The organism is Stenotrophomonas sp. Ste96 (genome assembly GCF_024519495.1).
Classification (GTDB): domain Bacteria; phylum Pseudomonadota; class Gammaproteobacteria; order Xanthomonadales; family Xanthomonadaceae; genus Stenotrophomonas; species Stenotrophomonas bentonitica_A.
Genome location: NZ_JALJRX010000001.1, coordinates 297,942 through 323,998, shown reverse-complemented (window position 1 = coordinate 323,998; position 26,057 = coordinate 297,942). Strand labels below are relative to the sequence as shown.

Here is a 26,057-nt window from a genome sequence, read left to right as displayed (position 1 = left end):
GGCGGTCCCTGACGGCCCTGTCAGCTCGGCCGCTACTGGTGCCGCATCACCGCCTCAAGATGCGCCTCCGGATCGATCATGTGCGAGTGGTCATCCTGGTCCAGCTGGATCTCCGCCCAGTGGATGACCCCGTTGAACCTGCCGCGCTCGGTCACATAGCCCTCATACACCGGCATGCCGGTGTCGATGCCCACGTCCAGGCCCTCATCGAAGGAGTAGTACAGCGGATGGGTACGCTCCACCTCGCCGGTGCCTGAAGCTTTCCCGTCGATGTACAGGGTGACCGTGCCACCGCGCCCGATGCCGCCGCCCGCGTAGGCGAATTCCACCCGCACCTGATGGCGGCCGGTGCCGATGTCGGCCTCGGACAGCACCGTCTTCCGCAGCAGTCCGCAATGGTTGTAGTGGTAGCCCAGCTTGCCGTTTTCGGCAAAGAACGACCAGCCACCGGTGCGTCCGCCCTGGGCCACGATCACGCCGTTGAGCGTGCCACTGGCGGGCGCTTCGATCTCGGCGGTTACCGCGTAGGAACGGTTCTTGACGTTGATCGCCACGTTCTCGCCCAGGCGGGTCATGCCGGGGTACAGCCGCAGGCTGTCGCCGGTGGTCAGCGTGGGACGCCCGGCAAGTTCGGGATTCATGCGTTCGGCGGCGCGATCGTCGATCGGCAGGACGTTGTGGCGAACCGCCTCGATCAGGAACAGCTGCTGCAGCTCGGCCAGCTTGTCCGGCTGCGCGGCGGCCAGGTTGTCGGCCTGGGTCCAGTCCTGGGTGGTGTCATACAGTTCCCAGACGTCCTGCGAAAAATCCACGCCCTTGGCCACCACATCCCAGGGGGTGCGGTGCTTGGTCTGCGCGGTCCACCCGTTGTGGTAGATGCCGCGGTTGCCCATGATCTCGAAGTACTGGGTGAGGTGGCGCTCCTCGGCATCGGCGTCGTTGAAGGTGTAGGCCATGGAAACGCCGTGCATCGGTACCTGGGTGACACCGTTGACCGTATGCGGCTGTGCCAGCCCGGCGAGGTCCAGGATGGTCGGCGCCACGTCGATCACGTGATGCCACTGGCTTCGCAGTTCGCCACTGCCGGTTATCCGGGCCGGCCAATGCACGATGGTGCCGTTGCGCGTGCCGCCGTAGTGCGAGGCCACCTGCTTGGTCCACTGGTAGGGCGTGCACAGCGCATGCGCCCAACCGACGGCGTAGTGGTTGTAGGCCGTGGGTCCGCCCACCTCGTCCAGGTGCTGCTGCCAGAATGCTGCGGTCTCGTACTCGGCGCCGCCGTTGGATGCGGTGGTGAGCATGAAGGCGCCGTTGATGCCGCCCTCGGCGGAGGCGCCGTTGTCGCCGATGATGAAGTACACCAGCGTGTCGTCGAGCACGCCAAGTTCCTCCAGCGCGTCGATCACGCGGCCCGTATGGTGGTCGGCGTACTCGAGGAAGGCGGCATAGACTTCCATCTGATGCGCGAGGATCGGCTTGAGTTCGGCCGGCATGTCCTCCCACGCCGGAATGCCCTCCGGCCGCGGGGTGAGCACGGCATCGGCGGGGATGACACCCAGCTCGCGCTGGCGCGCGAAGGTAGCGGTGCGCATGGCATCCCAGCCCTGATCGAACGCGCCTTTGTACTTGGCGATCCAGTCCTTCGGGACATGGTGCGGGGCGTGCGTCGCTCCGGGTGCGAAGTACACGAAGAAAGGTTTGTCCGGCGTCAGGCTCTTCTGCAGGCGGACATAGTCGATGGCCTTGTCGGCCAGGTCCGGCATCAGGTGGTAGTCCGGATCCAAAGGCGCCTCCACGGCAGAGACGCCATCGACCAGTGCGGGCGTCCACTGGTTGGTTTCACCGCCGATGAAGCCGTAGAAACGCTCGAAGCCACTGAAGGCCGGCCAATGGTCGAACGGGCCGGTTGGTCCGGACTCCCACACCGGCACTTCGTGGCACTTGCCGAACTGGGCGGTGTTGTAGCCGTTCTGGCGCAGGATTTCCGGCAGCGGCGTGACCGAGTTGGGCCGTGTTGAACGATAGCCCGGCGCGGGGGTGGCGGTCTCGGTGATGTGGCCCATGGCCACCGCGTGGTGGTTGCGGCCGGAGAGCAGCGCGGCGCGCGTGGGCGAGCACAGGGCGGTGGTGTGGAAGCGGGTGTAGCGCAGGCCGCTATTGGCCAGCCGATCGGCAGTGGGCGTATGCACGGGTCCGCCGAACGCGCTGGCGGCGCCGAAGCCAACATCGTCGAACATGATCAGCAGGACATTGGGTGCGCCGTCCGGCGGGCGCTTGGCCGTGATGGGAGGAAGCTTGACCCCAAGCTTTTTCGCGTCGAACGACAGGGGGCCCTGGTAGGCCTGGTCGGGGATCGGAAGGATGCTGCCGGGGAGTTCCTGGCTCATGGTCACGCCTCGATGGACTGAGGCCCCAGTGTGGCCAGCGGGGTCTGTGTTGGCACCCGAAAATAGACGGGCCACGGCCTAGGTAGAAGTACTGGCGGCGGCGCGCCGGATCGATTTACCGCCGGTGGCCGGCCAAGCTATCTCACCGGTTTTCCGTAGCTGTCCGAGAGCATTGCCTTGTAGGCCTCCAGAGGCTGGAGTCCCACCGCGCGCCGCCGGGCGTCGAGGGTCTGCATGTCTTCGGTGGGCTGAAGCTCCATCACGCCGTCGGCGGCGCTCTTGAACTGCGTGCCGTAACGCTGCGGCTTGCCCTGCGCGATGAGCACCCGGTCGGTCAGCAGCGCTACATCCGCGGCGTCGGCATCGCCGGTCTCGGCGGCGGTCTGCATCAACGCCAACGCCTGCGCCTGGAACGCGGGGTCATGGTCGGCGTGCTGCACGATCAGCCATGCGGCTTTGGCCCCGTCGCGGCCGACCCGCGTGGTGCCTGGCCACCCCTTTTCGGCGATCACGGCTTTCAACCAGGTTGCATTGGCTTCGCTCACCGGCGCCGTCTGCCGCCACGCATCGCCGCCACCAGCGGCGATGGCGGCATGTTGCGCGGTCTGGTCCTTTGCCTCGCGTGCGAGCAAGGCCTGCCTCAACGGCGCATCGCGCAGCGCCTCGTGCTTCTTTTCTTCGGCGATGACCCGCTGCAGCACCGCTGGCCATGCGGGATCGGCGCGCAGCGCATTCAGCCCGGGACGCTGTTTGGTCCGCAGGTCCTCCAGTGGCAGGCGACCACTGGCGAGCAGCGCATCGACGTACGCAAACGCTGCGGCATGATCGCCGGCTGCCGCCGTGCATTCGATCAGCAGCAGCTCGCCTCCGTCGGGGAAGGGGATGCCGTGCGTGTACAGGTCACTCAAGGTGGCGCCGCAGGCGGCGTAGTCGTTGTTGCCGTAGGCATCCAGCGCGGTGAAGAAGCTGGCCGGCTCGGCGGCGGCAGCCGCGGCAGCGGCGAACAGGGCGACCGTCAGCGTTGCCGCCCGGGTTGCTATGGGTCGTATTGGCCTTCCGTGCATGGGTGATCTTCCTTGGTGAACGCACCGACAACGTAGCGGCTTCAGCCCCCGGAATTCAACCTGGCGTGCGTGAGCCGAAGCGGTGCGATCACGGCGTGGGCAGTAGCAGTCGAAGAACATGCCGGTCCCTCCAGGCTGCCGGATCGTGCGGGCGGTGTGATGCCCAGGCTCACGCGCAGCACGCACGGCGTTGATCCAGGCTCCCGCACTCTGGCGCATTCGTCACTCTCCCAACGCCCGGGACAGCGCCATGGCCGATCTGCCTCCCCATCGTTACGACGTCATCATCATCGGTGGCAGCTACGCGGGCATGTCCGCCGCGCTGCAGCTTGTGCGTGCCCGCCGCAAAGTACTCATCATCGACGGGGGGGCGCCGCGCAACCGGAATGCGCGCGTCGCGCATGGGTTCCTTGGGCGGGAGGGGCTGCCGCCGGCGGATATCGCTTCCCAGGCCCGCGAAGAGTTGTTGCGCTATCCCACGTTGACCTGGCTCGCCGGTATTGCCCGTTCTGCTACGGCAACGGTACCTGCATCGAAAGAGGGCCGAACCTTCCGGGTCGAGGTGGACGCCGGCCAGGCGTTTCTGGCGGATCGGGTGATCCTGGCGTACGGCGTAACCGATGATCTGCCCGACATCCAAGGCATCGGCGAACGTTGGGGCCGGAGCGTTTTTCATTGCCCGTACTGCCACGGCTACGAGGTGTTCGAAGGGCGCATCGGGGTGATCGGCTGCGCGAAGGATGGTGGCGCGGCCCAGGCGCTGCTGCTGTGCGACTGGGGCAACATCACGCTGTTCTGCAGCGAAGCCTCCGCGAGGATCGATCCCGCACAGCGTGCACGGCTGGACGCGTGCGGCGTCGTGGTCGAATCGACCCGCGTACGCGCGGTGGAAGACAGCGCTACCGTGGTGCTCGCCGACGGGCGCCGGGTGGAGGTGGATGCGCTGTTCATTTCACCGCATTCGCGGTTGTCCAGTGATCTGGCCGAGCAATTGGGCTGCGAGCTCAAGGATGGTGGGTGCATCACCACCGATTCGGCCAAGCAGACCACGGTACCGGGCGTGTTTGCCTGCGGCGACGCGGCCCGGATGGCAGGCAGCATCGCGCTGGCAGTGGGCGAGGGGGCGCTGGCGGGCGTGGCGGTGCACCACTCCCTGATGGGGCTGCTGGAATAGCGCCCGAGGGAGATGCCGAATCGTTGGAAGAAACGCAATTGGAGCAGCCAGGCTTGTTCCATGCCGCGCTGTTGCTCAGAGGCCGAATCGCCTACGCCGAAGGAGAACACGGCGGATGGAAGGCGTGGCAGATGAAGAACACCCTGATACGGCGCTCAGCTGACCTCCCACTGCCCTCTGCCGCTGATGCGGTCAGAGAGCCGTGGGATGAGACTCAGCGGCGCGCGTCGTCGCGGGCCTTGCCCACGTCGCTCTGCACTTCACCCACACCCTTCTGGATCTTGCCTTCCACTTCCTTCGTCTTGTCGCCGGTGACCTTGCCCACGACTTCCTTGACGGTGCCCTTGACCTGGTTCTTGGCGCCTTCAGTGCGATTCTTGTCCATGGTTGACTCCATAATGTAGTTAGAGAGAGGGCCCGTGTTGCTGGGCATCTCCACCCTGACGGGGCGGCAGTGGCGCGAAGGTGAAATTCGCTGGTGACGCGGAATCCGTTCAAGCGCCGGAAAGGTTGACGCTCACGCGCGCTGCACGTCATTCATCCGCATCGCGCTCATCCCACGCATCGCCATCCCATTGCGGTGGTTCGGCGGTGGCTGCGGCATCCGGATCGACAGGTTCCAACAGCGTGTAATCGTCGCGCGCGGGATCACGAAACGCGCGGCTGACCGGATAGGCCTCCAGTGCGGGCGTAGTGGCGCGGGCGTTCAGTGCCGCGGGCGTTTTGAAGGCGCCGCCCAACCAGTCCAGTGCGGCGGCCGGTGCAATGAAGATCGGTCCATCTGGCGTGAGCGGGGCAGGGATCGCGTGGTTCGGCCCGGTCAGGACCGTGAAGCTGTCCAGCTGCTGGCCATCCTCGCTTTCCCAGTGTTCCCATAGGCCGGCGGCGAGCAGGACACGCCCGTCCTTGCGCTGCACGAACAGCGGCCATGGCGGCCGGCGCGCGCGGTCCCATTTGTAATACCCGGTCATGGGCAGCACGCACGGGCGCTGTACCCAGGCCTGCGCGTAGATGCGGCTGCGTGGCGCGCGCTCCAGCCGTGCGGTCACCGTTGTATAGGGCGTGGCCGGTTCCTTGGACCAGCGCGGCACCAGCCCCCACACCATGTCGGCCACGGCAATGGAGCCGTCGTGGTCGCGCGCCAGCACCGTGGCCACGCCGCCCTTGGCGATGTTGTAGTGGTCCGGGCCGGCGGCCAGCGTCCGCGCCAGCGCGGCAGGCAGTCCGGCGGGGAGTGACTCGGTGTCGGCGATGGCTTGTGCGAAACGGCGCATGGGCCGAGCATCCGACGATATCCGTGACGGCCTCGTAGGCAGCGCCGGCGTTGCTCACCCGGGCGCTGCCTGATGTGCACGGCCTTCATGTATCAGGATGCGGCTCGGCCAACGCGGCCCGCCGCGCCTGGAACACTTCTGGCGTCTGCGGCTTGACGAACAGGGCGACCAGCTCGGGATACTCGGCCTTCACGGCTTTCTCGATCCGGGTGATGCACGCCTCGATCTGCGGCGTGGTGCGATCATCTTCGAACTCGGCACTCAGCATCGCCACGACCTGTTCGGGTCCCATCTGCATGGTGGTCACGCCATTGGCACGGCGCAGGTCGGCATCGGTGTTGGCCACGGCGAGAATGCGCTTGGCAACGCTTGGGTGCGCCGGTTCGCCCACCAGCAGCCCCTTGGTTTCGCGTGCAAGCAGGAAGGCAGTGACCGCCAGCACACCGGCGATGCACAGCGAAGCGACGCCATCAAGGATGGGCATGTCCAGCAGCTGCGCGGCGAGCAGGCCGACCAGCGCGAAGCCCAGGCCGAGCAGGGCGGCGCTGTCTTCCAGCAGCACCGTGAACGTGGAGGGATCCTTGCTGCGGCGGAATGCCTCGAAGTAGCCCAATGAACCCTTGGTGGCGCGGAATTCGCGCAGCGCGATCCACCACGAGGTGCCTTCGAACACGAGCGAGATGCCCAGCACGATGTAGCTGATCAGGTGGTTGGTGGCCGGCTCCGGGTTGCGGATGTGCTGGATGCCTTCATACGCCGAGACGCCCGCACCGGCGGCGAACACCAGCAGTGCCACGATGAAGCTCCAGAAGTACAGTTCCCGCCCATGGCCGAAGGGATGCAGGGTGTCCGGCTTCTGCTCGGCCCGGCGCAGGCCATACAACAGCAGCAGCTCGTTGATGGTATCCACCAGCGAGTGGACGCCCTCGCTGAGCATGGCCGAACTGCCGGAGATGCCGGCGGCGACGAACTTGGCGATGGCGATGGCCAGGTTGCCGGCGAGCGCGGCATAGATCACGAGACGGGAGCCAGTCGGCTTGGCCATGGCGGAGGCGGGGGGTGGGGAGGGTGCCGCATCATCGCCAACGGCGCGTCCCGGGCGCGTGCACGTCCGGGCCTGGCAGGCCGGGCGGCAGTGCGGCGCTGAGCGGCCGGGGCTGTACCCGCCGCCCGTGGCGCGGGACAATCCGTGGCCGTGGGCAGCGGTCCGTTGCGGCTGCGGGCGTTGACATGGAGTTGGCCCCGCGTGGATTAAATTGCTCTCCCCCTACCGGCCGGCCGACCGCTGCCTGCCGTTCCCCTGCTGCTGCGATGCCTTTCAGTTCAAGGTTCGGTGACCCGATGATGTCTGTCCTTCCCTGGTCTGTCGCGCGGCTGCGCGGCGCGCGTGCCCCGGCCGTCCTGGAGCGGCGCGCATGAGTGCAGGGGTGGGGCGTTTTCCCGGCAGCACCGGCCCGATGGCCGAGCAGGTGCGTGGATGGAACTGGCAGGCGACGCCGGTGGGCCCGATCGACCAGTGGCCCAGTGCGCTACGCAATGCGGTCAACCTGATCCTGGCCTCGCCCGAGAGCATGTACGTGGTCTGGGGCGATGACCTGACATTCTTCTTCAACGATGCCTACAGCCCGATCCTGGGGCCGCGCCTGGAGGGGGCGCTGGGGGCGCCGCTGAGGCAGCTGTGGGCGGATGCGTGGGACGCCGTGCGCGCACCGATCGAGACTGCCTTCGCAGGCGGGTCCTCCCGCTACGAGAACCTGCCGGTCTCGATGAGCCGCCAGGGCGTGCCTGAAGAGACCTGGTGGACATTCTCCTTCTCGCCGATCTTCCTGGACGATGGCAGTGTCGGCGGCGCGTTCTGCGTGACCAACGAGGTGACCAGCATCATCGTGGCGCAGCAGCGCCTGGCCAAGGAGAACGAGCGCCTGATCGCGCTGTTCGACAAGTCGCCGATGTTCATGGCCTTCCTCAGCGGGCCGGAGCATCGCGTCGAGCTGGCCAACCCGGGCTACCAACGCCTGGTCGGCAACCGCCACGTGCTCGGGAAGTCGATCCGGGAGGCGCTGCCGGAAATCGTCGACCAGGGTTTCATGCCGTTGCTGGACGAGGTTTACCGCACCGGCAAGCCGTACATCGGCAGCGAGATGGTCTACGACGCGCCGTTCCCGTCCGATCCCTCATCGGCCCGGCGCCTGCTGGATCTCGTCTTCCAGCCGGTGGCCGGCGAAGACGGCAGCACTGCCGGCGTGTTCGTGCAGGGCCTGGATGTCACCTCCCACATCGAGCTGCAGCGCACGATGCGGCAGGTGGAGGCGCGCAATCGCCAGATCATCGACAGTGCCAGCGACTACGCGATCGTCGCCTCGGACCTGCAGGGCAACGTGACCCTGTGGAATGCCGGCGCCGAGCACATCTTCGGCTGGACGGAGGCCGAGATGCTGGGCCAGAAGGTGGAGCGGATCTATACCCAGGAGGACATCCTGGCCGACCGCCTGCGCCACAACCAGAGCGTCTCGATCGCATCGGGCGGGGTCAGCGGTGAGCGCTGGCTGGCGCGCAAATCCGGCGGGCGGTTCTGGGCCAGCGGCGCCATGACCGTGCTGCGCGATGAAGATGGCGCCGCGCTGGGCTTCGTCAAGGTGCTGGGCGACCGGACAGAAGAGCGCCGCGCCAGCGATGCACTGGCCCATAGCGAGCGACGCCTCGGGGCGCTGGTGAGCGCCTCCTCGCAGTCGCTCTATGCGGTCACCGCCGACTGGCGCGAGATGCGCCAGATTCTGGCCACTGGACCGGTCGCGCAGGACGACAGCCTGCCCGCGCTCAGCGACTGGAAGGAGCGCTACGTACATCCGGAGGATCTGGGCCTGCTGGAGCAGGCCATCGCCCGCGCGCTGGCGCAGCGGGAGCCGCTGGCGCTGGAACACCGCAGCCTGCTCGCCGATGGCAGCGTGCGCTGGGTGCAGATGCGCGCGGTGCCGCTGCTGGACGGCAACGGCGAGATCACCGAATGGTTCGGCACTGCCTCGGACGTGACCGAGCGGCGCCTGGCCGAAGACCAGCTGCGCGAGCTGACCTTGACCCTGGAAGAGCGGGTGCAGGCGCGCAGCGCCGAGCTGCAGGTGGCTGAAGAGCGGTTGCGGCAAAGCCAGAAGATGGAGGCCGTGGGCCAGTTGACCGGCGGCCTGGCGCATGACTTCAACAACCTGCTGACCGCCATCTCGGTCGGCCTGGAGCTGCTGGAGCTGCGCATCGATCAGCGTCGCTACGATGATGTGGGCCGGTACCTGGAGATGGCGCAGTCCAGCGCGTCGCGCGCCACCGCGCTGACCCAGCGGCTGCTGGCCTTCTCCCGCCGGCAGACGCTGGCGCCGACGCCGGTGGTGGCCGATGCCCTGGTGCGCGGGATGCTGGACATCATCTCCCGCACGCTGGGGCCGTCGATCGCGATCGCCACGCAGCTCGATTCCGATCCATGGTCGGTGCTGGTGGATGTGCCGCAGATGGAGAATGCGCTGTTGAATCTGTGCATCAATGCCCGCGATGCCATGCCCGAGGGCGGCCCGCTGACCATCAGTGCGGCGAACGTGACGTTGCAGGGCGAGGCTGCGGCAGCGCTGGATACGCCCCCGGGCGATTACGTGCGGCTGGCCGTCAAGGACGCCGGAACCGGCATGGAGGCGGCGGTGATCGAGAAGGTCTTCGAGCCGTTCTTCACCACCAAGCCGATCGGGCAGGGCACCGGCCTGGGCCTGTCGATGATCTATGGCTTCACCCGCCAGTCCGGCGGCCAGGTGCGGATTGATTCGCAGGTCGGCCAGGGCACGACGGTGGAGCTGTACCTGCCACGCTTCATCGGCGAAACCGCGGCCAATGCGGTGCAGGAGACCGAGCAGGATGCGCCCGCCACATCCACGCCCAGCGTCGGGACGATCCTGGTGGTTGAAGACGAGGGGGCGATCCGCGCGCTGCTCAGCGAGGTGCTGGGCGGCGCCGGCTATCGGGTGCTGGAGGCGCCGGAGGGCGGCCAGGCGGTCGAGCTGCTCCACTCCGGACAGCCCATCGACCTGCTGATCACCGATGTTGGCCTCACTGGCGGGCTCAATGGCCGGCAGGTCGCCGATGCAGGGCGCCAGGTGCGGCCCGGGCTGCCGGTGTTGTTCATCACCGGCTATGCGGCGTCGGCGGCGGTGGGCGCCGGGCAGCTGGAGGAGGGGATGGAAGTGCTGACCAAACCCTTCACCACTGCCGAACTGGAGCGGCGTGCGCGCGCGCTGTTGGCGACTGCAGGCAGCAGCCAGTGACGGTGTTGGCTGCGCTCAGAGCAGGGACCTGACCGAGCTCACCAGCTGTTTGAGCGTGAAGGGTTTGCGCAGCAGTTTGATGTCCTCGCCGAGAAAGTCCGGCCGGGCCCCGGCCGCCCCGGCATAGCCGGTGACCAGCAGGATGGGCATGGCCGGGTGCAGCGTGGTGGCGATCGTGGCCAGGTCGCGGCCGTCCATTCCGGGAAGCCCGACATCGGACACCAGCAGGTCGAACGGGCCGTCATGCCTGAGGCACCCCAGCGCGGCCTCGGCGTCGGCAACGTCGAGGACCTCGAAGCCATCGTCGTTGAGGATGTCCTTGGTCATCTCCCGGATGGGCGCATCGTCTTCGACGAGAAGCACGCGGCATCGTGGGTGGGAACGGGCAGCAGTCATTGCGGGCGCGGATCCTCGTGGCATGCAGCCACCTGTGCGGAGCTCCACCTTAGCGCCCGCGCGCGTTAGCCGGCCGTGCATCGCGCGCCAGCCCGGCGTCATGATCCCCGGGAGGCGCCGATGACGGCAGCCTCCTTCATTACCCTCGGTCCAAGGTCTCACCGCCCTGGGCGGGGCTCTCGTCCTGCAGGGAGGCCCGGATCGAGCGGGCCAGATCGGTGCGGGTGAACGGTTTGGCAAGCAGCGCGATGGTCCGGCCGACCGTGCCGCTTGCGTCGATATCGCGCGGATAGCCCGAGGTGAACAGGACCCGCAGCCCCGGTTTCCGGCCGATCGCCTGCTTGGCCAGTGCCCAGCCGGACATGCCCGGCATCACGATGTCCGAGAACAGCAGGTCCACGCTCACGTCCGGCCGCTCCAGCAGGCGCAGGGCGGAGGGTCCGTCATGCGCTTCGAGCACGCGGTAGCCCAGCTGGCGCAGGGTATCCACGGTGTAGGCACGGACATCGTCATTGTCCTCGGCCACCAGCACCGTGGTTTCCTCCTCCACCTCGTAGGCGTTGGCTTCCTGCGCCTCGGCCTGGCGGGTGCCGGGCAGGGCCGAGGCCGAGCGCGGGAACAGCAGGGTGATCGTGGTGCCGCTGCCTTCGATGGAGTCGAGCAGCACATGGCCACCGGACTGCTTGGCGAAGCCGTACACCATCGACAGGCCCAGCCCGGTGCCGCGGCCGACCTCCTTGGTGGTGAAGAACGGTTCGAATACCCGGCCCATCACCTCGGCGGACATGCCCTGGCCGCTGTCGCGCACCCGGATCATGGCGTATTGGCCGGGCGGCACATCCGGGTGCTGCGCTGCGTAGTCCTTGTCCAGATGGATGTTGTCGATCTCGATCGTCAGGCGCCCGCCCCCGGGCATGGCATCGCGGGCATTGACCGCCAGGTTGAGGATGGAGGCCTCCAGCTGGTTCGGGTCGATCTCCACGCACCAGATATCCGGGCTGTGCAGCATGTCGATCTGCACCAGCTCGCCCAGTGAACGCTTGAGCATGTCCTGCATGCCGCGCATTTCTTCGTTCAGGTCCACCGGCATGTTCTTCAGCGGCTGCCGGCGCGAGAACGCCAGCAGGCGCTGGGTGACGTTGGCCGCGCGCATCACGCCCTTCATCGCGTTGTCCAGCGAGCGCGAGGAATTGCCCGCAGCGTCACCCAGGCGGTCGGTCAGCATCTTGGCGTATTCGATGTTGCCGGCGATCACGGTCAGGATGTTGTTGAAGTCGTGCGCGATGCCACCGGTCAGCTGGCCGACGGCCTCGATCTTCTGGCTGTGCCGCAGCGCCTCTTCGGCCTGCCGGCGCGCGGTGGTTTCCACCGCTTCGGAGACGACCGCGGTGATCCGCGCCTGATGGTCGAACAAGGGGCGGAAGGAGAAATCGAAGGTCCGCTTGCCGGTGGGCAGGCGCAGCTCCAGTTCATGACGGGAAGCGGTGCCGGCCGCCGCCTCGAGAATGGCCGTGCAGACCACGCCAGGTACCCCGGGGGTATCGGCGAACCAGGCAGACTCGCAGTAGAGGCTGCCGCGGACGTCTTCCTTGTTGGCGAGGATGGCCGCCAGCGACGCCGAATTGGTGTCGATGATGTGGCCATCCAGGGTCAGCAGGTTCTGGTGCTGGAAGCTGGATTCGAACAGCGCCTGCAGTCGGCTTTCACTGCGGTGCAGCGCCGAGGTCCGCTCGTCGACCTGGCGTTCCAGGGATTCGTTGTTGGCCCTGAGCAGCGCCTGCGCGTGCTTGAGCTCGCTGATGTCGCGCGCCATCGCGTAATAGCCGAGCACCGCGCCGTCCGGCGCCAGCTCGGGTACGCAGTCCACCTGCGCGTGGCGGGGCGTGCCATCGCTGCGCAGCGAGAGCAGGTCGAAGCTCACCTTCTCACCGAGCAGGACACGGTCCAGGTGCTGCTGGATGCTGTTGAAGGTGTCCTCGCCGATCACCTCGCGGGTGTGCCGGCCGATCAGGCTCTCCGGCGTACGGCCGTGCCACTCGACATAGGCGTTGTTGGCGAAGCGGTAGCGATGGTCGTGACCGAAGTAGGCGATCAGCGCCGGCAGCGAATCGGTGATCAGCCTCAGCCGCTGGTGGCTCTCATGCAGCTCGGCCTCCACGCGCTGCAGCCGGCGGCGCTCCTGCGCTTCGCCGATGGCCCTGAGCACGGCATCGGGCAGGCGCTGCAGGCGTGACTTGACCACGTAATCGCGCGCACCGCGCTTGAGCGCCTGCACTGCGAGTTCTTCGGTGAGCGTGCCGGAGACGAAGATGAAGGGAATCTGGGGGGCGATCTCGCTGGCCAGGGCGAGCGCGGCGTCACCATCGAAGCCCGGCAGGACGTGGTCGGCCAGGATCACATCGAACGGCGTCGTGGTCAGGGCATCGAGCATGCCCTGGTGCGACCAGGTGCGCTCGGCGGTGAACGGCACCCCGGCGCGCTTGAGCTGCGCGGTGATCAGTTCTGCATCAAGTGCACTGTCTTCGACCATCAGGATCCTGATGGTCTTTGCTGTGGCGGCCTCAGCCATCGTGTCTACTCTTCCCGCCGAACAGCGTGCCGTGCGGTGGCGGCTGGTTGGTGATGCCCCAGAACATGCCCAGGCCCTGGATCGCTTCAAGGAATTCCTTGAAGTCCACCGGCTTGACCACGAACGCGTTGACGCCCAGCTCGTAGCTGCGGATCAGGTCCTGCTCTTCGCGCGAGGAGGTCAGCATCACCACCGGGGTGCTGCTGAGGGCACGGTCGGTACGGATTTCCTTGAGCACTTCCAGCCCGTTGAGCTTGGGCAGTTTCAGGTCCAGCAGCACGACCACCGGGCCGCCATGCATGGCCCCTTCATAACGCCCCTGGCAGCGGAGATACTCCAGCGCTTCCACGCCGTCGCGCACATGGGTCACGTCATTGAGCAACTGGCAGCGGGCGAGCGCGGCCATGGTCAATTCAGCGTCTTTCGGGTTGTCTTCTACGAGCAGGATCGGTCGCAGATCTCTCATAGGTGGTCTCCAGTAACAAAGGGAATGGTGAAATAGAATGTCGCGCCGGCGCCGACCTGGCCTTTCGCCCAGGTCCGGCCGCCATGGCGGGTGATGATGCGGTGCACGTTGGCCAGGCCGATACCGGTGCCTTCGTACTCATCGACGTGATGCAGCCGCTGGAACACGCCGAACAGCTTGTCCACGTAGCGCATGTCGAAACCACAGCCGTTGTCCTTCACGAAGAAGATGTCCTCCGTGTCGTTGCGTTCATGCCCGACCTCGATGCGTGGTTCGGGCGTGTCGCGGGTGAACTTGATCGCATTGGCCAGCAGGTTCTGCCAGACCAACCGCAGCATGCCGGGGTCGGCCTGCACCTTGGGCAGCCCCGCGATCTGCCAGTCGATGGCGCGCCCGGCGTACTCCATGTCGAGTTTGTGGCGCACGTCTTCCACCAGGGCGGTCATGTCCATCGCGATCTGGCCCATCGTCGAGCGGCCCATCTGCGAGAAGCTGAGCAGGTCATCGACCAGGGTCCCAGCCGATTTTGCCGACTCCACGATGGTGTCGAGAAATCTCTTTTCTGAATCGTTCAATCTTTCGCCGGCCGAGGACCACAGCAGTTCCGAGTAACCGACGATGTGCCGGAACGGGGCGCGCAGGTCATGGCTCACCGAATAGGAAAACGCTTCGAGTTCCTTGTTGCTGCGCAACAGCTGCTCGTTCAATGCCGCCATCTCTTCGGCCTTGCGCAGCACGATATCCACGATGGCCGTGCGCAGTTCCAGCGCAGCATCGCGGTCCACGTCGTTCCAGGGCAGCGACTGCTGGCGCACGGTCTGCTTCCAGCCCTCGAAGGAGGTGCGCGGCGACAGGGGCTGTCCGGTCTCTTCCTTGCGCGGGTCGCCGCCCCAGCGCACGGTGCGGACCACTTCGGGACGGAACCAGATCACGAAGCTGTCGTGGATCTGCGAGATCGAGATGGCCAGCACGCCGCTGGCCACGCCGGCGAAGGCTTCGGCCTCCTTCCAGTCCAGCGGCAGGGTATCGGTGCAGAAGATGTCGCCCTCGATCTGTTGCGCGGTCAGCCATTGCACCAGCTGCATCACGTGGCGCTGGCCGGGGCACTGGCCATGCAGGATGCACTCGCCAAGGTGCACGATCGCCGCGCCGGTGGACTGGGTGAGCGCGAGCAGGCTCTGCTGGTCGCGGCCGAGTGCGGCCATGAAGTCGGTGTCACCGGCCATCCGCCCGAGCAGCCGGACCTGGATCGCGCGGCGTGCGATGCGCTCTTCGACCAGTACCGCGCGCTGTTTCACCGCGATCTGCAGCGACAGGATCTGACCGATGAACTCGCAGGCCGTACGTACGTGGTAGGGCACCCGGCGGGCGACCTGGTTGTGACAGGAAATCAGGCCCCACAGCTCGCCCTCGGACAGCACCGAGACCGACATCGAGGCGCCCGTGCCCATGTTGCGCATGTACTGCAGGTGCACCGGGGAGACGCTGCGCAGCATGGCCGGGCCCAGATCGATGGGCGCCGCATCGGCGAGGGCCGGTACGCGCACCAGCGGCACGGGGGTGTAATGGCTGTCGGCGATCAGGCGGACGCGGTTCTGCCGGTACAGATCGCGCGCCTGGGCGGGGATGTCCGATTCCGGGAAGCGCAGGTCGAGGTAGGAGGGCAGCACGTCGTTGCGGTCCTCGGCCACCACCGCGCCGTTCCAGTCCTTGTCGAACTGGTAGATCATCGTGCGGTCGAAGCCGGTCAGCTCGCGGATATGCGTGGCAGCGAGTTCGCACAATGCCTGGGTCGTCGGCGCGTGCTCGATGGCGGCCATGAAGCGGCGGATCGAGGGATACAGGTCCTCCAGCGAGCCCGGTTCGCCCGGCACCGGGGCCTCCAGCTCGATGATGACGTCATCACCGATCCGGTGGGCCACGGTGTGGTGGTTGCCCGCCGTGCCCACCGGGTGCGCGCCCAGGAAATGCGAGGCACCCTCCTGCAATGCCTCCAGCACCGGCCTGCATGGCGCCAGAGTGCCGGCCAGCACCTGATCCAGCGGCTGGCCCAGCGGATCGCCAAGCGCCTCCAGCAGGCCCGGCTCGGCCATCGCGCGGGCGTTGACCGTCAATGTCGTGTGATCGAGGACCAGGATCAATCCGTACGGCTGGATGGCACCGGGGGTACGGATCGGCTCACGCGCGCAGCTGGACAGATCCAAGGCGCTTGCGCCGGAATTCCTCGAGGACATTCATTGACTCCTGATCTTTACCAGTACTGGCCACCGCACGAATGGCACGGCTGCGCCTGGTTGTCAGGAGCACACACCGTCACCTGCGACGCGGCGTGCCACAGTTCCCTTATTTTTGCATAGGCGGGGGCCCGGATCTGTGAGGATGCGACGGTGTTCCTTGCGCTGCGCGCGGATCAGTCCCAGCGGTAACGGAGGGTGGCTGACCACAGCCCCCCCGAGCCATCGACCGGTCCGCCGTTGGCATACCGGTAGTATTCGTTCGCGGCAAGCAGCGGCTCGGGCAGTCTGGTGACTTTGCGGTCGAACACGTTGTTGGCGTTCAGCGCCACGTCCCAGCCGCCGGGCAGGGTGGCCCCCAGCTGCAGATCGGTGATCCAGAGCCCGCCGATGTCATAGGCGATCTCGGCCTGGCCGGCATACGGCCCACTGCTGGCCACCGTGGTCGGCGAACCATAGCGTTGGATGTCGCCATAGCGGCTCTGGCGCAGGCCGACCCGGTAGCGGCCCAGGCTCCAGTCCAGGCCCAGCACCTGCCGGGACTTGGGCGCCTTGTAGAGCAGCTCGTTCTGCGATCCGGTGCTGAACACCGGCACATTGAAGGCGGCGAGCACGGCGGGGGTGGGGGCCAGGCCGGTGATCCTGGCGCGGTTATGGCTGCTCGCCAGCGTCCAGCGCAGGGTGCCGCCGCGGCCCAGATCGACGCGGCCTTCGAGCGTGGCTTCCACGCCATCGGTGCGGGTATCGGCGGCATTGATGAAGTAGCGCACCCCATCCTGTGCGCCGAGTCCCACCGAGGTGACCAGCACGCCGGAGCCGGGATACAGCCCCTCGCGGAAGGTGGTGGACAGGGCGATCCGGTCATCCACATCGATGCGGTAGGCATCCACCGTCAACGATGCGCCCTGCCATGGCTCGGCCACGATGCCCAGGCTGAGGCTTCGCGAGGTTTCCGGGCGCAGCGGCTGCGCACCCAGTGCAATGGCCTGCGGCGAACCGGCCTGCAGGATGTGGTCGGTGTAGAAATTGCCGTTGGAGGTGTTGCGATACGCCTGCGCGGCCAGTGACGGCGCCTGGAAACCGTTGCTGATCGTGCCGCGCAGGGCGAGCCGGGGATGCAGCGCGAAACGGGTGGAGAGGCGGCCGGTGGTTTCGCTGCCGAAATCCGAGTAACGCTCATGCCGGCCGGCCAGGTCCACGCGCCAGCGCGAGCCCAGGTCGGCCGCGACGCCGAGGTACAGCGCACCGCTGTTGCGGCTGACATCGACTGCGTCCTCGGGCCGGTAGCCGGGCAGCGCCTGCGAGCCGCCCAGGCCGATCCCCAGCACCGTGCCCGCGTAGGGGCCGTCCAGCACCCGCTGCCCGCCATGGGTGTAGGACTGCACGTCGCCCGCGCCGATCCGGTAGCGCTCGTCGCGATACTCCGCCCCTGCACTGAGTTCCAGTGGCGCGGCCAGCCACGCCGTCTGCAGCTGGCGGCGCAGATCCAGGTTATGGGTCCAGGCGCTGTAGCGCAGGTCGCCGACGTAGAAATCGGTCTGGCTGTCCAGGCCGTAGGTGGGGTTGATGCTGTTGTGCAGGTTGATATCCATCGCATCGCGCCCGTAGCCGCTGCTCAGGTCCCAGTCCCACTCGCCGAACTGGCCGCGTACCCCCAGCGTGAGCGAGCCGTCGTTCTCGTCGATGTGCTCGGTCGGTGCAAAGCCATCCGGATCGATCGCGCGTACTACCTCATTGCGCAGCGGTTGGCGGAAGTTCTGCGGTGCCCAGGCATCACGCTGGGCCAGGGTCAGCAGCCCGTAGGCCTCTACCGTGGCAGCCAGTGGGATGCTGGCATTGGCCGTGGCGGTCTTCGTGCGGAACGCGCGGATGCCCCGGTTGCGCCAGGCATTGTTGTCGCGCGTGGCCTCGCGCGGATCCGGCGTCGCGCCGGGTGGCAGCGTCGGGTTGCTGGCCTGGTTGCCGCCGGGGCGGATCGCATTGCCGGCCGCGTTGCGCGGAAAGTAGTACAGGAATGTATCGCGTGCGGGGCTGGTGTAGTTGGTGGCTTCCTGGTCGTCCAGCTGCGCCGCCAGGTGCAGATAGCCGCCGTCGCCCAGGCCGAACCCGGCATCGGCCTGCACCACGCGCGCGCGGCCATCGCCGGCGAAGTAGGTGCCATCGCGGTAGGAGACGTTGCCGCCGCGGGCAGCCTTTTGGGTGACGATGTTGATGACCCCGGCGATGGCGTCCGAACCGTAGATCGCCGAGGCGCCATCGCGCAGCACTTCGATGCGTTCGATCGCACCGGTGGGGATCAGGGCGAGATCGGCGGGCGCGGCGCCACCGAAGCCACCCGCGCCCAGCAACGCGGTGGCGTGGCGGCGCTTGCCGTCCACCAGTACCAGCACGTGGCTGGCATTGAGGCCGCGCAGCTGCCCGGCACGCACCATGCTGTTCAGATCCCCGGTCTCCAGCGGCAGGTTGAAGCTGGGCACGGTGGTGTTGAGCACATCCAGCAGGCTGGTTGCGTTGGCGGCGCGGATGTCCTCGGCGGACAGGACATCGATCGGCGCCGCGCTTTCGCGCACGGTGCGGCCCTGTGCACGGGTGCCGGTCACGGTGACCGTATCCAGGGTGGCGGTGCTCACGCTGGTGGCGTCCTCCACCTCGGTTGCGCCGTATGCGGCGAGGGGCAGGGACAACGCGGACAGGACGGCGAGAACCAACGGCAGGCGATGGTGCGTGGACAGCATGGAAGATCCCCAGGAGAAGGAGGGCCGATGCACAGCGGCATGCGGCGGGCAGACGAGGGCGGATGGACCGGATCAGCCGGTGGCTGGCGTACCCGTGCAACAGCACTCGGCAGCGGCGGCGGCACGTCCGGTGCCGGTCATGGCGCACCGCCGGCGGCGGCAGCCCAGCGGGCGAGGTCGGCAGGATGCAGCGGGCCGTTGTGGACCTGCAGCACGGTGCCGTGCGCATCGATCAGCACCGAAAATGGCAGTGTGCCGATGCGGTTGCCGAACGCGGCGGCGGTGCCGGGCGGCCCGTCGCCCTCCACCAGTTGCGGGTAGGTGAGGCGCAGCTGGTCGCGCAGGGCCTTGGCCGATTCCACATCATCGAGCGCGACACCAACCACGTGCACGCCGTTCGGCCGCGAGGTCTGCGCCTGCGAGAAATCCTGCAGGTCGGGCAGTTCCTTCAGGCACGGGCCGCACCAGCTGGCCCAGTAGTTGAGCAGCACCGGGCGGCCGCGCCATTGCGCCAGCGACGCCGGGGCGCCGTCGAGATCGGTCCAGTGCAGGACCGGTGCCGCCTGGCCGGCAGGCGCGGCCGTGGTGGGCGGGGCGGCGAATGATGCCATGGGCAGCGCGATCGTCAGCACGGTAGCCAGCAGCGCCGGGCGGCGCAACGCGGAAGAGGTCATGGAGGTGAGGCCGATGAAGAGGTCGCGCGCGACGCGAAGCGGTCGTCGGTAAGGGTGTGCAGGAACTGCTCGATGTCGTCGATCTCCGCCTCGGTCAGGTGCAGCGGATCGCGCAGCTGCGCGTCCCGGCCGATCGAATCGGGGATGACCTTGCCGGGGTCGTCGTAATACACGATCACTTCGCGCAGGCTCTTGAACATCCCGTTGTGCATGTAGGGCGCGGTCAGCGCGACATTACGCAGGCCCGGCACTTTGAATTCGCCTTTCTGCGCCGGATCGCCGGTGATCCCGCCGCGGCCTTCGTCGTTGAACTCGCGGCCGTTGTAGATGCCGATGTTCTTGAAGCGGTCCGAGGTGAAGTCCTCCCCGGCGTGGCAGCTCACGCACTGGGCCTTGGTGATGAACAGCAGGCGGCCGCGCTTGGCCGCGTCGCTGATCGCATCCTCCTGGCCCAGCGCGTAGCGGTCGTACGGGCTGTCCACGGTGTTGAGGGTCTTCTGGTAGGCGGCCAGGGCGCGGCCCAGCGTGCGCGCGCTGGGAGCGGCGCTGTAGGCATCCTGGAAGCGTGCCACCCACGCAGGATCGGCACGCAGCCGCGCCACCGCGTCATCCACCGGCAGGTCCATTTCCAGCGGGTTGGCGATCGGCGCGAGCGCCTGTTCCTCCAGGGTCTCGCTGCGGCCATCCCAGAAGAAGCGGGTGCGCCCGGCACTGTTCATCACGCTGGGCGTGTTGCGGGTGCCCAGGCGACCTTCCACGCCCAGGCTGAGCGCGCGGTCATCGGCGAAGGCGCGGGCCGGCTGATGGCAGCTGGCGCACGACACCGTGCGGTCACGCGACAGGATGGGATCGAAAAAGAGCTGTCGGCCCAGCTGGGCGCGCGGGTTGTCGGACAGATCGCCGTCGTAGGTCGGCGCATCGGCGGACAGCACCGGCGCCAGGAACGCGCCGCCGGCCAGTGCGGCAAGCAGGGAGAGGGACAGGGCAGGGCGTGGCATGGCGGGCGCCGCGCTCAACGCGCGGCGATCTCCTGCTGGACCAGCTCGCACAGGCCGCTCTCTTCGAAGCAGACCTGCGCGCGCAGGGTGCCGTTCACCGGCGTGGCGCCCGCCGCCACGGGCAGGCGCAGCTGCCCTTGTTCGCTGAAATAGGTGTAGCGGTAGTCACCGGCGAAACTGCGGCCGTGGCCTTCGCGGGCATCGACCGAGCGCAGCGGGCCCTGCGTCTGCGCCCCGTCCGCCAGGATCACCCGTGCCGCGCGCGGGCCGATCTGCGGTTGCTCGAAGTCTGAGGCGTACAGGATCCAGCCCGGTTCGATGCGGGCATCGATGACCAGCTCACGGGACCCGTCGGGCGCGGCCTCCAGCCGCGGCTGGAGGGCGACCTTTGGCGTATCGGCGGCGATCGCGTTGCCACCGCTCAGCAGCAACGCAATGCCCAGGGGAAGGATGCCGTACCTCACTCCTTGGCCCCTTGCGCCTCGGTGGTGATGCGCAGCTGCACCTCGTCGGCGATGTTGGGCAGGAACGCATCCAGCCCGAATTCGCTGCGGCGGATCACGCCCGTGGCGTTGAAGCCGATGGTCGGCACCTTGCGGCTGGGATGCTCGCCCACCTTGTTGAGGGTGGCGTCGAGCACGACCGGGCGGGTGACGCCATGCAGGGTCAGCTCGCCGGTGATCTTCAGGCGGCCGGCGCCCTGGGACACGACCGAGGTGCTGCGGAAGGCAGCCTGCGGGAACCTGGCGACATCGAAGAGTTTGTCGCTCTTCACGATCTCGTCGAGTTTCGGCACGTGGGTGGCCAGCTCGGCCAGCGGCAGCTCGACCTGTACCTGCGAGGCGGCGGGCCTGGCGGCATCGTAGACCAGCGTGCCGCTGCTGATCGCGGCGCGGCCGGTCGGGAACGAAAAGCCGTTGTGGTTCCAGGTGAACAGCACATCGGTATGGGTCGGGTCGAGTTGGTAGGTCACCGGCGCGGCGATTGCCACGGCAGGTGCGGTGGCAGCGGTGAGCAGGGTCAACAGCACGGTGGTGCGCATGGGGCAGGTCTCTTTGTCGTGGCGCGCAGCCGCCCGCGGCATCGCGGGGAGGCCGTGCGGGCGTGCAGCGCAGGAGGGAGGGCCGCGGCGGGCGGGCAGGCCGGCCGCCGCGGAGGGTTACGGGGCGACGGCCAGTGCCGGCGTCGTGGTCGCGGCGCTTGCCGCATACGGATCGGGCTCGGCAATCAGCCCATCGAGCAGGCTGTTGAAGCGGGCCACATAATCCTGGTGATACTCCCCGGTCACGGTGCCGGTGTAGCCGGTGTAGATCTCGCGGACCTTGCCGTCACGGCCGATGATGATCGTGGTCGGGAAGGCGGCCATGTAATTGAGGCCCTTGAGTTTCTCGGTAGCGACTTTCTTGTCGGCGATGCCGCCGAACACGATGTCGTAGCGGATATCGAAGTAGTCCTTGAACGTGGTCAGGGTCTTCTTGAAGTAATCGAAGTTGTCTTCCTGCTCGAAGGCGACCGCCACCGCTTCCACGCCACGGTGCTGGTTCTGCTTGAACCACGGGGCCAGGAAATAGGTCTGGTCGGTGCAGTTCGGGCACCAGGTACCAATCACTTCAACGATGACCACCTTGCCGCGGTATTTGTCGTCGCGCAGCGAGACCTGCTTGCCCTGCAGGTCGGGGAAGCTGAAATCGATGCGTTCCTGGCCATCCTTGAGGAAGGTGAGCTTGTACGGATCCGGCAGCTCCACCTTGTCGCTCTTCTCGGCCTCGAACTTCACCACGTTGTAGATGCCGCTGCCGAACGCGCCCTGGATGTTGCCGTCTTCATCGATCGTGCCGCGGATCAGCAGCGGGCTGGGCCCACTGAAGCCGGACAGGTAGAAACGGTTGCCCTGCACGGTGCCTTCCAGCTCGCGGGTATCACCCACCACGGTCATGAACACGCCGGAGAGGCGATTTCCCTCCTGTTTGAGCAGGGCGACCTGGTTGCGCTTGTCCTGGCGGGCGGCCTTGTCGATGGTCTGCACGGCCCACTTGCCGCTGAGGTCCGCCGCCGGTGCCTCGTCCTGGCCGGGCTTGACGAAGCGCCACGCCGCGCCTTGTTCGGCGGTGAAGGCAAGGTTGCGCGCCCCGTTGCGGCTGGGCACCAGGTCCTTGTACTGGCCGACCAGGTGCTTGCCATCCTCGGAGACCTTGCCTTCGAGCACCGCATCGTAGGTGTTCATCCGCACCGAGAAGGTCCCGTCATCGCGCGGGGTGACCTTGAATCTGTCGGTGCGGGTGCCGTTGAGCAGGGTGAAGGTCGCGTCCTGCGCACGCTTTCCCTTTACTTCGAAGTTGAACGGAATGGGATCGCCATCGATATTGAATTCGCCGCGCCACACGCCTTCGGCAGGAAATGGGGCGGTCGCTGCGGCCGCTGCAGGCAGGGCCAAGGACAGGCTTGAGGCGAGGAACAGGGCCGCGACGACGCGACCGGATAATGCCAGTGTCATGAGAGTGCTTCCAGATAATCCCCTTGGACGCGCCAAGTCGCCGGCGATGCAGCCCCCGTTCCACTGCATCCGCTGAAAGGCCATCCCTGGCCGGTCACGTGCCATCCGTGGCGTGACTGGATTATTGCCACGTGAATGTCGTAAAAGTTCATCGTGGCTTGGAACGCATGTTCATCAGCATATTCACCGGCGCGACGATGGCAGGCTGATAACCGTTTTGACATCAGCGCATTTGCCGCCGTGGCCGGCATCGAAGACCATGGTGGCCCGGGGCGCCCGGCCCCGCGCCGATACTGAGGAGGGAACCCATCGTGAAGCCAAGGGAAGGTATCCAGGTCTCGGTTTATACCCGCTGGCACCAGCTGGCCGTCCCACTCGCATTTCTGTTGGCTGCGGGCAGTTTCATGTTCATCGTGCTCAATCGCGGTCCGGTGGGTATCGCCATCGTGGTGGCACTGCTGTGCCTGGTGCTGCCGCCGTTGTTGGCCTTCCAGGGCTTCCCGACGCGCAATGAAGTGATGGTCATGGCCGATGGCCTGATGTTTTCGCGACGCGACGCAGTGCCCTTCGATCAGTTGTCCAGCTGGGGCACCGATGACTATCTGAAACTGGTGCGGCCGGGCCGGGCGACACTGATGGTGAGTGCAGCCGATCTGCAGAGCCGTGACCGCCTGCTGCGCGAATTCGAACATGCACTGGAGGCTTGGCAACGCAGGCAGCCTGCGCTCAGCGAGCCGATCCGGCGTACTCACTTCTATGGCTCGGCGCGTGCGGCGGCCATCGGCGCGGTGATCATCGGGCTGGGCGCGCTGTGCATCGTCATGGCATTGCGGTTGCGTGAGCCGTCCATCGAGCTGGCGGTTGTCGGCGCGCTGGGTGGGCTGGTCGGCGTGATCATGCTGCTTGGCCGGCGGGTGTGAGTCTGGTGCGGCCGTCCACACGGTCTTGTTTTCAGCGTCTCGCGTATTTCACGACCTGAAGCGCAGCCTGCCGATGCGAGCTGCATCCGCAGCGCATGAAAAGGAGTGCCATCCGCTATGAATACCCGAGGCGATTACGCCCACCCCGAGCCCGTCGCTGCCGCGACCGTGGCCGTGGTCACCCCACCGCCGGTGGTGGATCTTCCGCGCGAGAGCGCCGTGTCATGGGGCGCGATCCTGGCCGGTGCCATCGCCGCAGCCGCGCTTTCGTTGATCCTGGTGATTCTCGGCGTGGGCCTGGGCCTGTCATCGGTCTCGCCGTGGTCATTTGAAGGCGTGACTGCCGAGACCTTCGGCTGGTCCAGCATTGCCTGGTTGACCTTCACCGCCATCGCAGCCTCCGGCCTGGGTGGCTATCTGGCCGGTCGCCTGCGCACGAAGTGGAGCAACCTGCACGGCGATGAGACCTACTTCCGCGACACCGCACATGGTTTCGTGTCGTGGGCGGTGGCTACCCTGCTGACCGCCGCACTGCTGACCTCCGCGATCGGCGGCATTCTCGGCGCTGGCGCCAAGGTGGCCGGTGCCACCGCAGGTGCGGCGGCGTCCACTGCCGGCGGTATTGCCGCAGCGGGCGCAGGCTCGGCCGCGATGGGCAACGAAGAGGGTGACGTGCAGTACTGGGTGGATTCGCTGTTCCGTGCCAACCCGACCGCAGCGCAGCCCGCGCCGCCGGTCGGTCCGGCCGATGCAGCCGCACCCCCGGCACCGCCGGTCAACGGCGCACCGCCGCCGCCGCGCCCGATGCCGGGTGCCGACCGTCGTGCGGACAGCCGTGAGGTGCGTACCGAGGTCAATCGCATCATCGTCAACAGCCTCAAGTCCGACACCATGGACCCGGCCGATACCCAGTACCTGGGCCAGCTGGTGGCGACACAGACCGGGATGAGCCAGGCCGAAGCACAGGCCCGCGTGACCGATGTCCAGACCCGCCTGCGCGCTGCGCTGGACAACGCCAAGCAGCAGGCCAAGCAGGCGGCCGACGATGCCCGCAAGGCGACCGCCTATGCCGCGCTGTGGCTGTTCATCACGCTGCTGATCGGTGCCTTCATCGCCAGCCTGAGTGCCACCTGGGGCGGCCGTCGCCGCGACCTGTGAACCTGACCATCCCAAGGGAGGAAACACCATGAAGTACATTCTGCTGTGGATGCTCGGCATTCCGATTCCGCTGCTGCTGCTGTTCGCGCTGCTGCGCTGACCGTTCCACCATCAGGCCGCCTTCGGGCGGCCTGATGCGTTGTGGCGGCCCGGCCTGGAAACGGGCCAGGCGAACAGCCCAGGTCCGGTCTTTCTGAATGAGTCAGGGAGGTGCAAACAACCTTCACGCCATCAGCATCTGCCGTCATGCCCAATCTTCCTGAATTCATTTAAGCTTGGATGATTGCGACCCCCATTCATATCGGTGATGGGTCGCCCGTCCACCCGGTGTTTCCCTTCTTTCAGGACCTTTTCCATGGCGGCTTTGCAGCAGCGCACGATCGATCTCATTCGCAGCCATCAAGAGCCCCTGCTGGCCGCATGGGCCGGCAATCTGGCCGGTTCCAGCCAGGCCCAGGACGGCCGCCTGTCCTCCCGCGAGCTGGACCAGCAGGTCCGCGAGTTCTGGCGTCTGTTCCTGGAGGCGCTGTCGGCTACGGAGGTCAGTTCCATCGCACGGGTCGAGTGGCAGGACATCCGCCGCTTCCTGGAGGAACTTTCCCGCGAGCGCGTGCTGAAGGGCTTCAACTCGTCGGAGACCGCCAGCTTCATTTTTTCGCTGAAGCGACCGCTGTTCGAGGTGATCCAGCAGGGCTACGCGAATGATCCGGCGCAGCTGGGCGACCAGTTGTGGGCGGTCTCCGAGCTGATCGACCAGTTGGGACTGCACACGGTCAGCGTGTTCCAGAAGACGCGCGAGGACGTGATCCAGCGCCAGCAGGAAGAGATGCTGGAGCTGTCCACGCCGGTGGTGAAGCTGTGGGAAGGCGTCCTCGCGCTGCCGATGATCGGCACGCTGGATTCGCAGCGCACCCAGGTGGTGATGGAGTCGCTGCTGCAGCGCATCGTGGATACCGGTTCTGAAATCGCGATCATCGATATCACCGGCGTGCCCACCGTGGACACGCTGGTCGCACAGCATCTGCTGAAGACCGTGACCGCCATCCGCCTGATGGGTGCCGATGCGATCATCAGTGGCGTGCGGCCGCAGATCGCCCAGACCATCGTGCACCTCGGGCTGGACCTGCAGGGCATCGTCACCAAGGCCAACCTCGCCGACGCACTGGCGCTGGCGCTCAAGCGCACCGGCCAGACCGTGACCCGGACCGCCCGCTGA

Annotated in this window: 20 protein-coding genes; 5 read left to right on the top strand and 15 right to left on the bottom strand. The window is 67.0% G+C overall.

Going from position 1 to position 26,057, the window contains the following annotated elements; translation table 11 throughout:
* Positions 1-32 precede the first annotated feature (32 nt).
* Positions 33-2,387, bottom strand: coding sequence for an arylsulfatase (locus tag OC373_RS01485; RefSeq protein WP_070425378.1), 2,355 nt, complete (start codon positions 2,385-2,387; stop codon positions 33-35).
* 137 nt (positions 2,388-2,524) lie between these two features.
* On the bottom strand, positions 2,525-3,571 hold the full coding sequence (locus OC373_RS01480; protein ID WP_237393548.1) for a DUF6624 domain-containing protein: 1,047 nt from the start codon (positions 3,569-3,571) through the stop codon (positions 2,525-2,527).
* Positions 3,572-3,701: 130 nt separating this feature from the next.
* Here OC373_RS01480 and OC373_RS01475 point away from each other — a divergent pair, with 130 nt between their 5' ends.
* Positions 3,702-4,625, top strand: a complete 924-nt coding sequence (locus OC373_RS01475) for an NAD(P)/FAD-dependent oxidoreductase (protein ID WP_261996872.1) — start codon at positions 3,702-3,704, stop codon at positions 4,623-4,625.
* Between the two features lie 214 nt (positions 4,626-4,839).
* Here OC373_RS01475 and OC373_RS01470 read toward each other — a convergent pair whose 3' ends face one another.
* The 3 genes from OC373_RS01470 to OC373_RS01460 form a co-directional block, all read right to left on the bottom strand.
* Positions 4,840-5,010, bottom strand: a complete 171-nt coding sequence (locus tag OC373_RS01470; RefSeq protein WP_019184192.1) for a CsbD family protein — start codon at positions 5,008-5,010, stop codon at positions 4,840-4,842.
* 148 nt (positions 5,011-5,158) lie between these two features.
* Complete coding sequence (locus OC373_RS01465; RefSeq protein WP_070425375.1) at positions 5,159-5,899, bottom strand: SOS response-associated peptidase; 741 nt, start codon at positions 5,897-5,899, stop codon at positions 5,159-5,161.
* Positions 5,900-5,984: 85 nt separating this feature from the next.
* Positions 5,985-6,944 (bottom strand): cation diffusion facilitator family transporter, encoded by a 960-nt coding sequence (locus tag OC373_RS01460; RefSeq protein WP_046273381.1) that lies wholly within the window; start codon positions 6,942-6,944, stop codon positions 5,985-5,987.
* A gap of 370 nt (positions 6,945-7,314) precedes the next feature.
* On the opposite strand from OC373_RS01460, the gene OC373_RS01455 reads away from it, so the two are divergent.
* Positions 7,315-10,197, top strand: a complete 2,883-nt coding sequence (locus OC373_RS01455) for a PAS domain-containing protein (RefSeq protein ID WP_261996871.1) — start codon at positions 7,315-7,317, stop codon at positions 10,195-10,197.
* Positions 10,198-10,212: 15 nt separating this feature from the next.
* Here the strand turns inward: OC373_RS01455 and OC373_RS01450 are convergent, their stop codons facing one another.
* The 10 genes from OC373_RS01450 to OC373_RS01405 form a co-directional block, all read right to left on the bottom strand.
* Complete coding sequence (locus OC373_RS01450; RefSeq protein WP_070427419.1) at positions 10,213-10,593, bottom strand: response regulator; 381 nt, start codon at positions 10,591-10,593, stop codon at positions 10,213-10,215.
* A gap of 139 nt (positions 10,594-10,732) precedes the next feature.
* Complete coding sequence (locus OC373_RS01445) at positions 10,733-13,162, bottom strand: hybrid sensor histidine kinase/response regulator (protein ID WP_261996870.1); 2,430 nt, start codon at positions 13,160-13,162, stop codon at positions 10,733-10,735.
* The gene (locus OC373_RS01440) at positions 13,155-13,628 is read right to left on the bottom strand and encodes a response regulator (RefSeq protein WP_019184186.1); all 474 of its coding nucleotides are present in this window, start codon (positions 13,626-13,628) and stop codon (positions 13,155-13,157) included. The genes OC373_RS01445 and OC373_RS01440 overlap by 8 nt, the downstream gene beginning before the upstream one ends.
* Positions 13,625-15,862, bottom strand: a complete 2,238-nt coding sequence (locus OC373_RS01435) for an ATP-binding protein (RefSeq protein ID WP_261996869.1) — start codon at positions 15,860-15,862, stop codon at positions 13,625-13,627. The genes OC373_RS01440 and OC373_RS01435 overlap by 4 nt, the downstream gene beginning before the upstream one ends.
* A gap of 176 nt (positions 15,863-16,038) precedes the next feature.
* Positions 16,039-18,597: a TonB-dependent receptor gene (locus tag OC373_RS01430; protein ID WP_261996868.1), complete on the bottom strand. Its 2,559-nt coding sequence runs from the start codon at positions 18,595-18,597 to the stop codon at positions 16,039-16,041.
* A gap of 137 nt (positions 18,598-18,734) precedes the next feature.
* The gene (locus tag OC373_RS01425) at positions 18,735-19,271 is read right to left on the bottom strand and encodes a TlpA disulfide reductase family protein (RefSeq protein ID WP_261996867.1); all 537 of its coding nucleotides are present in this window, start codon (positions 19,269-19,271) and stop codon (positions 18,735-18,737) included.
* Positions 19,268-20,269 (bottom strand): cytochrome c peroxidase, encoded by a 1,002-nt coding sequence (locus tag OC373_RS01420; RefSeq protein WP_261996866.1) that lies wholly within the window; start codon positions 20,267-20,269, stop codon positions 19,268-19,270. Before OC373_RS01420 ends, OC373_RS01425 begins: the two co-directional genes overlap by 4 nt.
* Before the next feature lie 14 nt (positions 20,270-20,283).
* On the bottom strand, positions 20,284-20,733 hold the full coding sequence (locus OC373_RS01415) for a protein-disulfide reductase DsbD N-terminal domain-containing protein (protein ID WP_261996865.1): 450 nt from the start codon (positions 20,731-20,733) through the stop codon (positions 20,284-20,286).
* Entirely contained in the window at positions 20,730-21,311 is a 582-nt protein-coding gene (locus OC373_RS01410) for a YceI family protein (RefSeq protein WP_261996864.1), read from the bottom strand. Before OC373_RS01410 ends, OC373_RS01415 begins: the two co-directional genes overlap by 4 nt.
* A gap of 117 nt (positions 21,312-21,428) precedes the next feature.
* Positions 21,429-22,763: a TlpA disulfide reductase family protein gene (locus OC373_RS01405; RefSeq protein ID WP_261996863.1), complete on the bottom strand. Its 1,335-nt coding sequence runs from the start codon at positions 22,761-22,763 to the stop codon at positions 21,429-21,431.
* Between the two features lie 311 nt (positions 22,764-23,074).
* On the opposite strand from OC373_RS01405, the gene OC373_RS01400 reads away from it, so the two are divergent.
* The 3 genes from OC373_RS01400 (at position 23,075) to OC373_RS01390 (ending at position 26,057) form a co-directional block, all read left to right on the top strand.
* A complete protein-coding gene (locus tag OC373_RS01400; protein ID WP_070474601.1) occupies positions 23,075-23,683 on the top strand; it encodes a hypothetical protein in 609 nt (202 codons plus the stop codon).
* A 117-nt stretch (positions 23,684-23,800) separates the two neighbouring features.
* Complete coding sequence (locus OC373_RS01395) at positions 23,801-24,841, top strand: hypothetical protein (RefSeq protein ID WP_261996862.1); 1,041 nt, start codon at positions 23,801-23,803, stop codon at positions 24,839-24,841.
* A gap of 355 nt (positions 24,842-25,196) precedes the next feature.
* Entirely contained in the window at positions 25,197-26,057 is an 861-nt protein-coding gene (locus OC373_RS01390) for an STAS domain-containing protein (RefSeq protein WP_070425365.1), read from the top strand.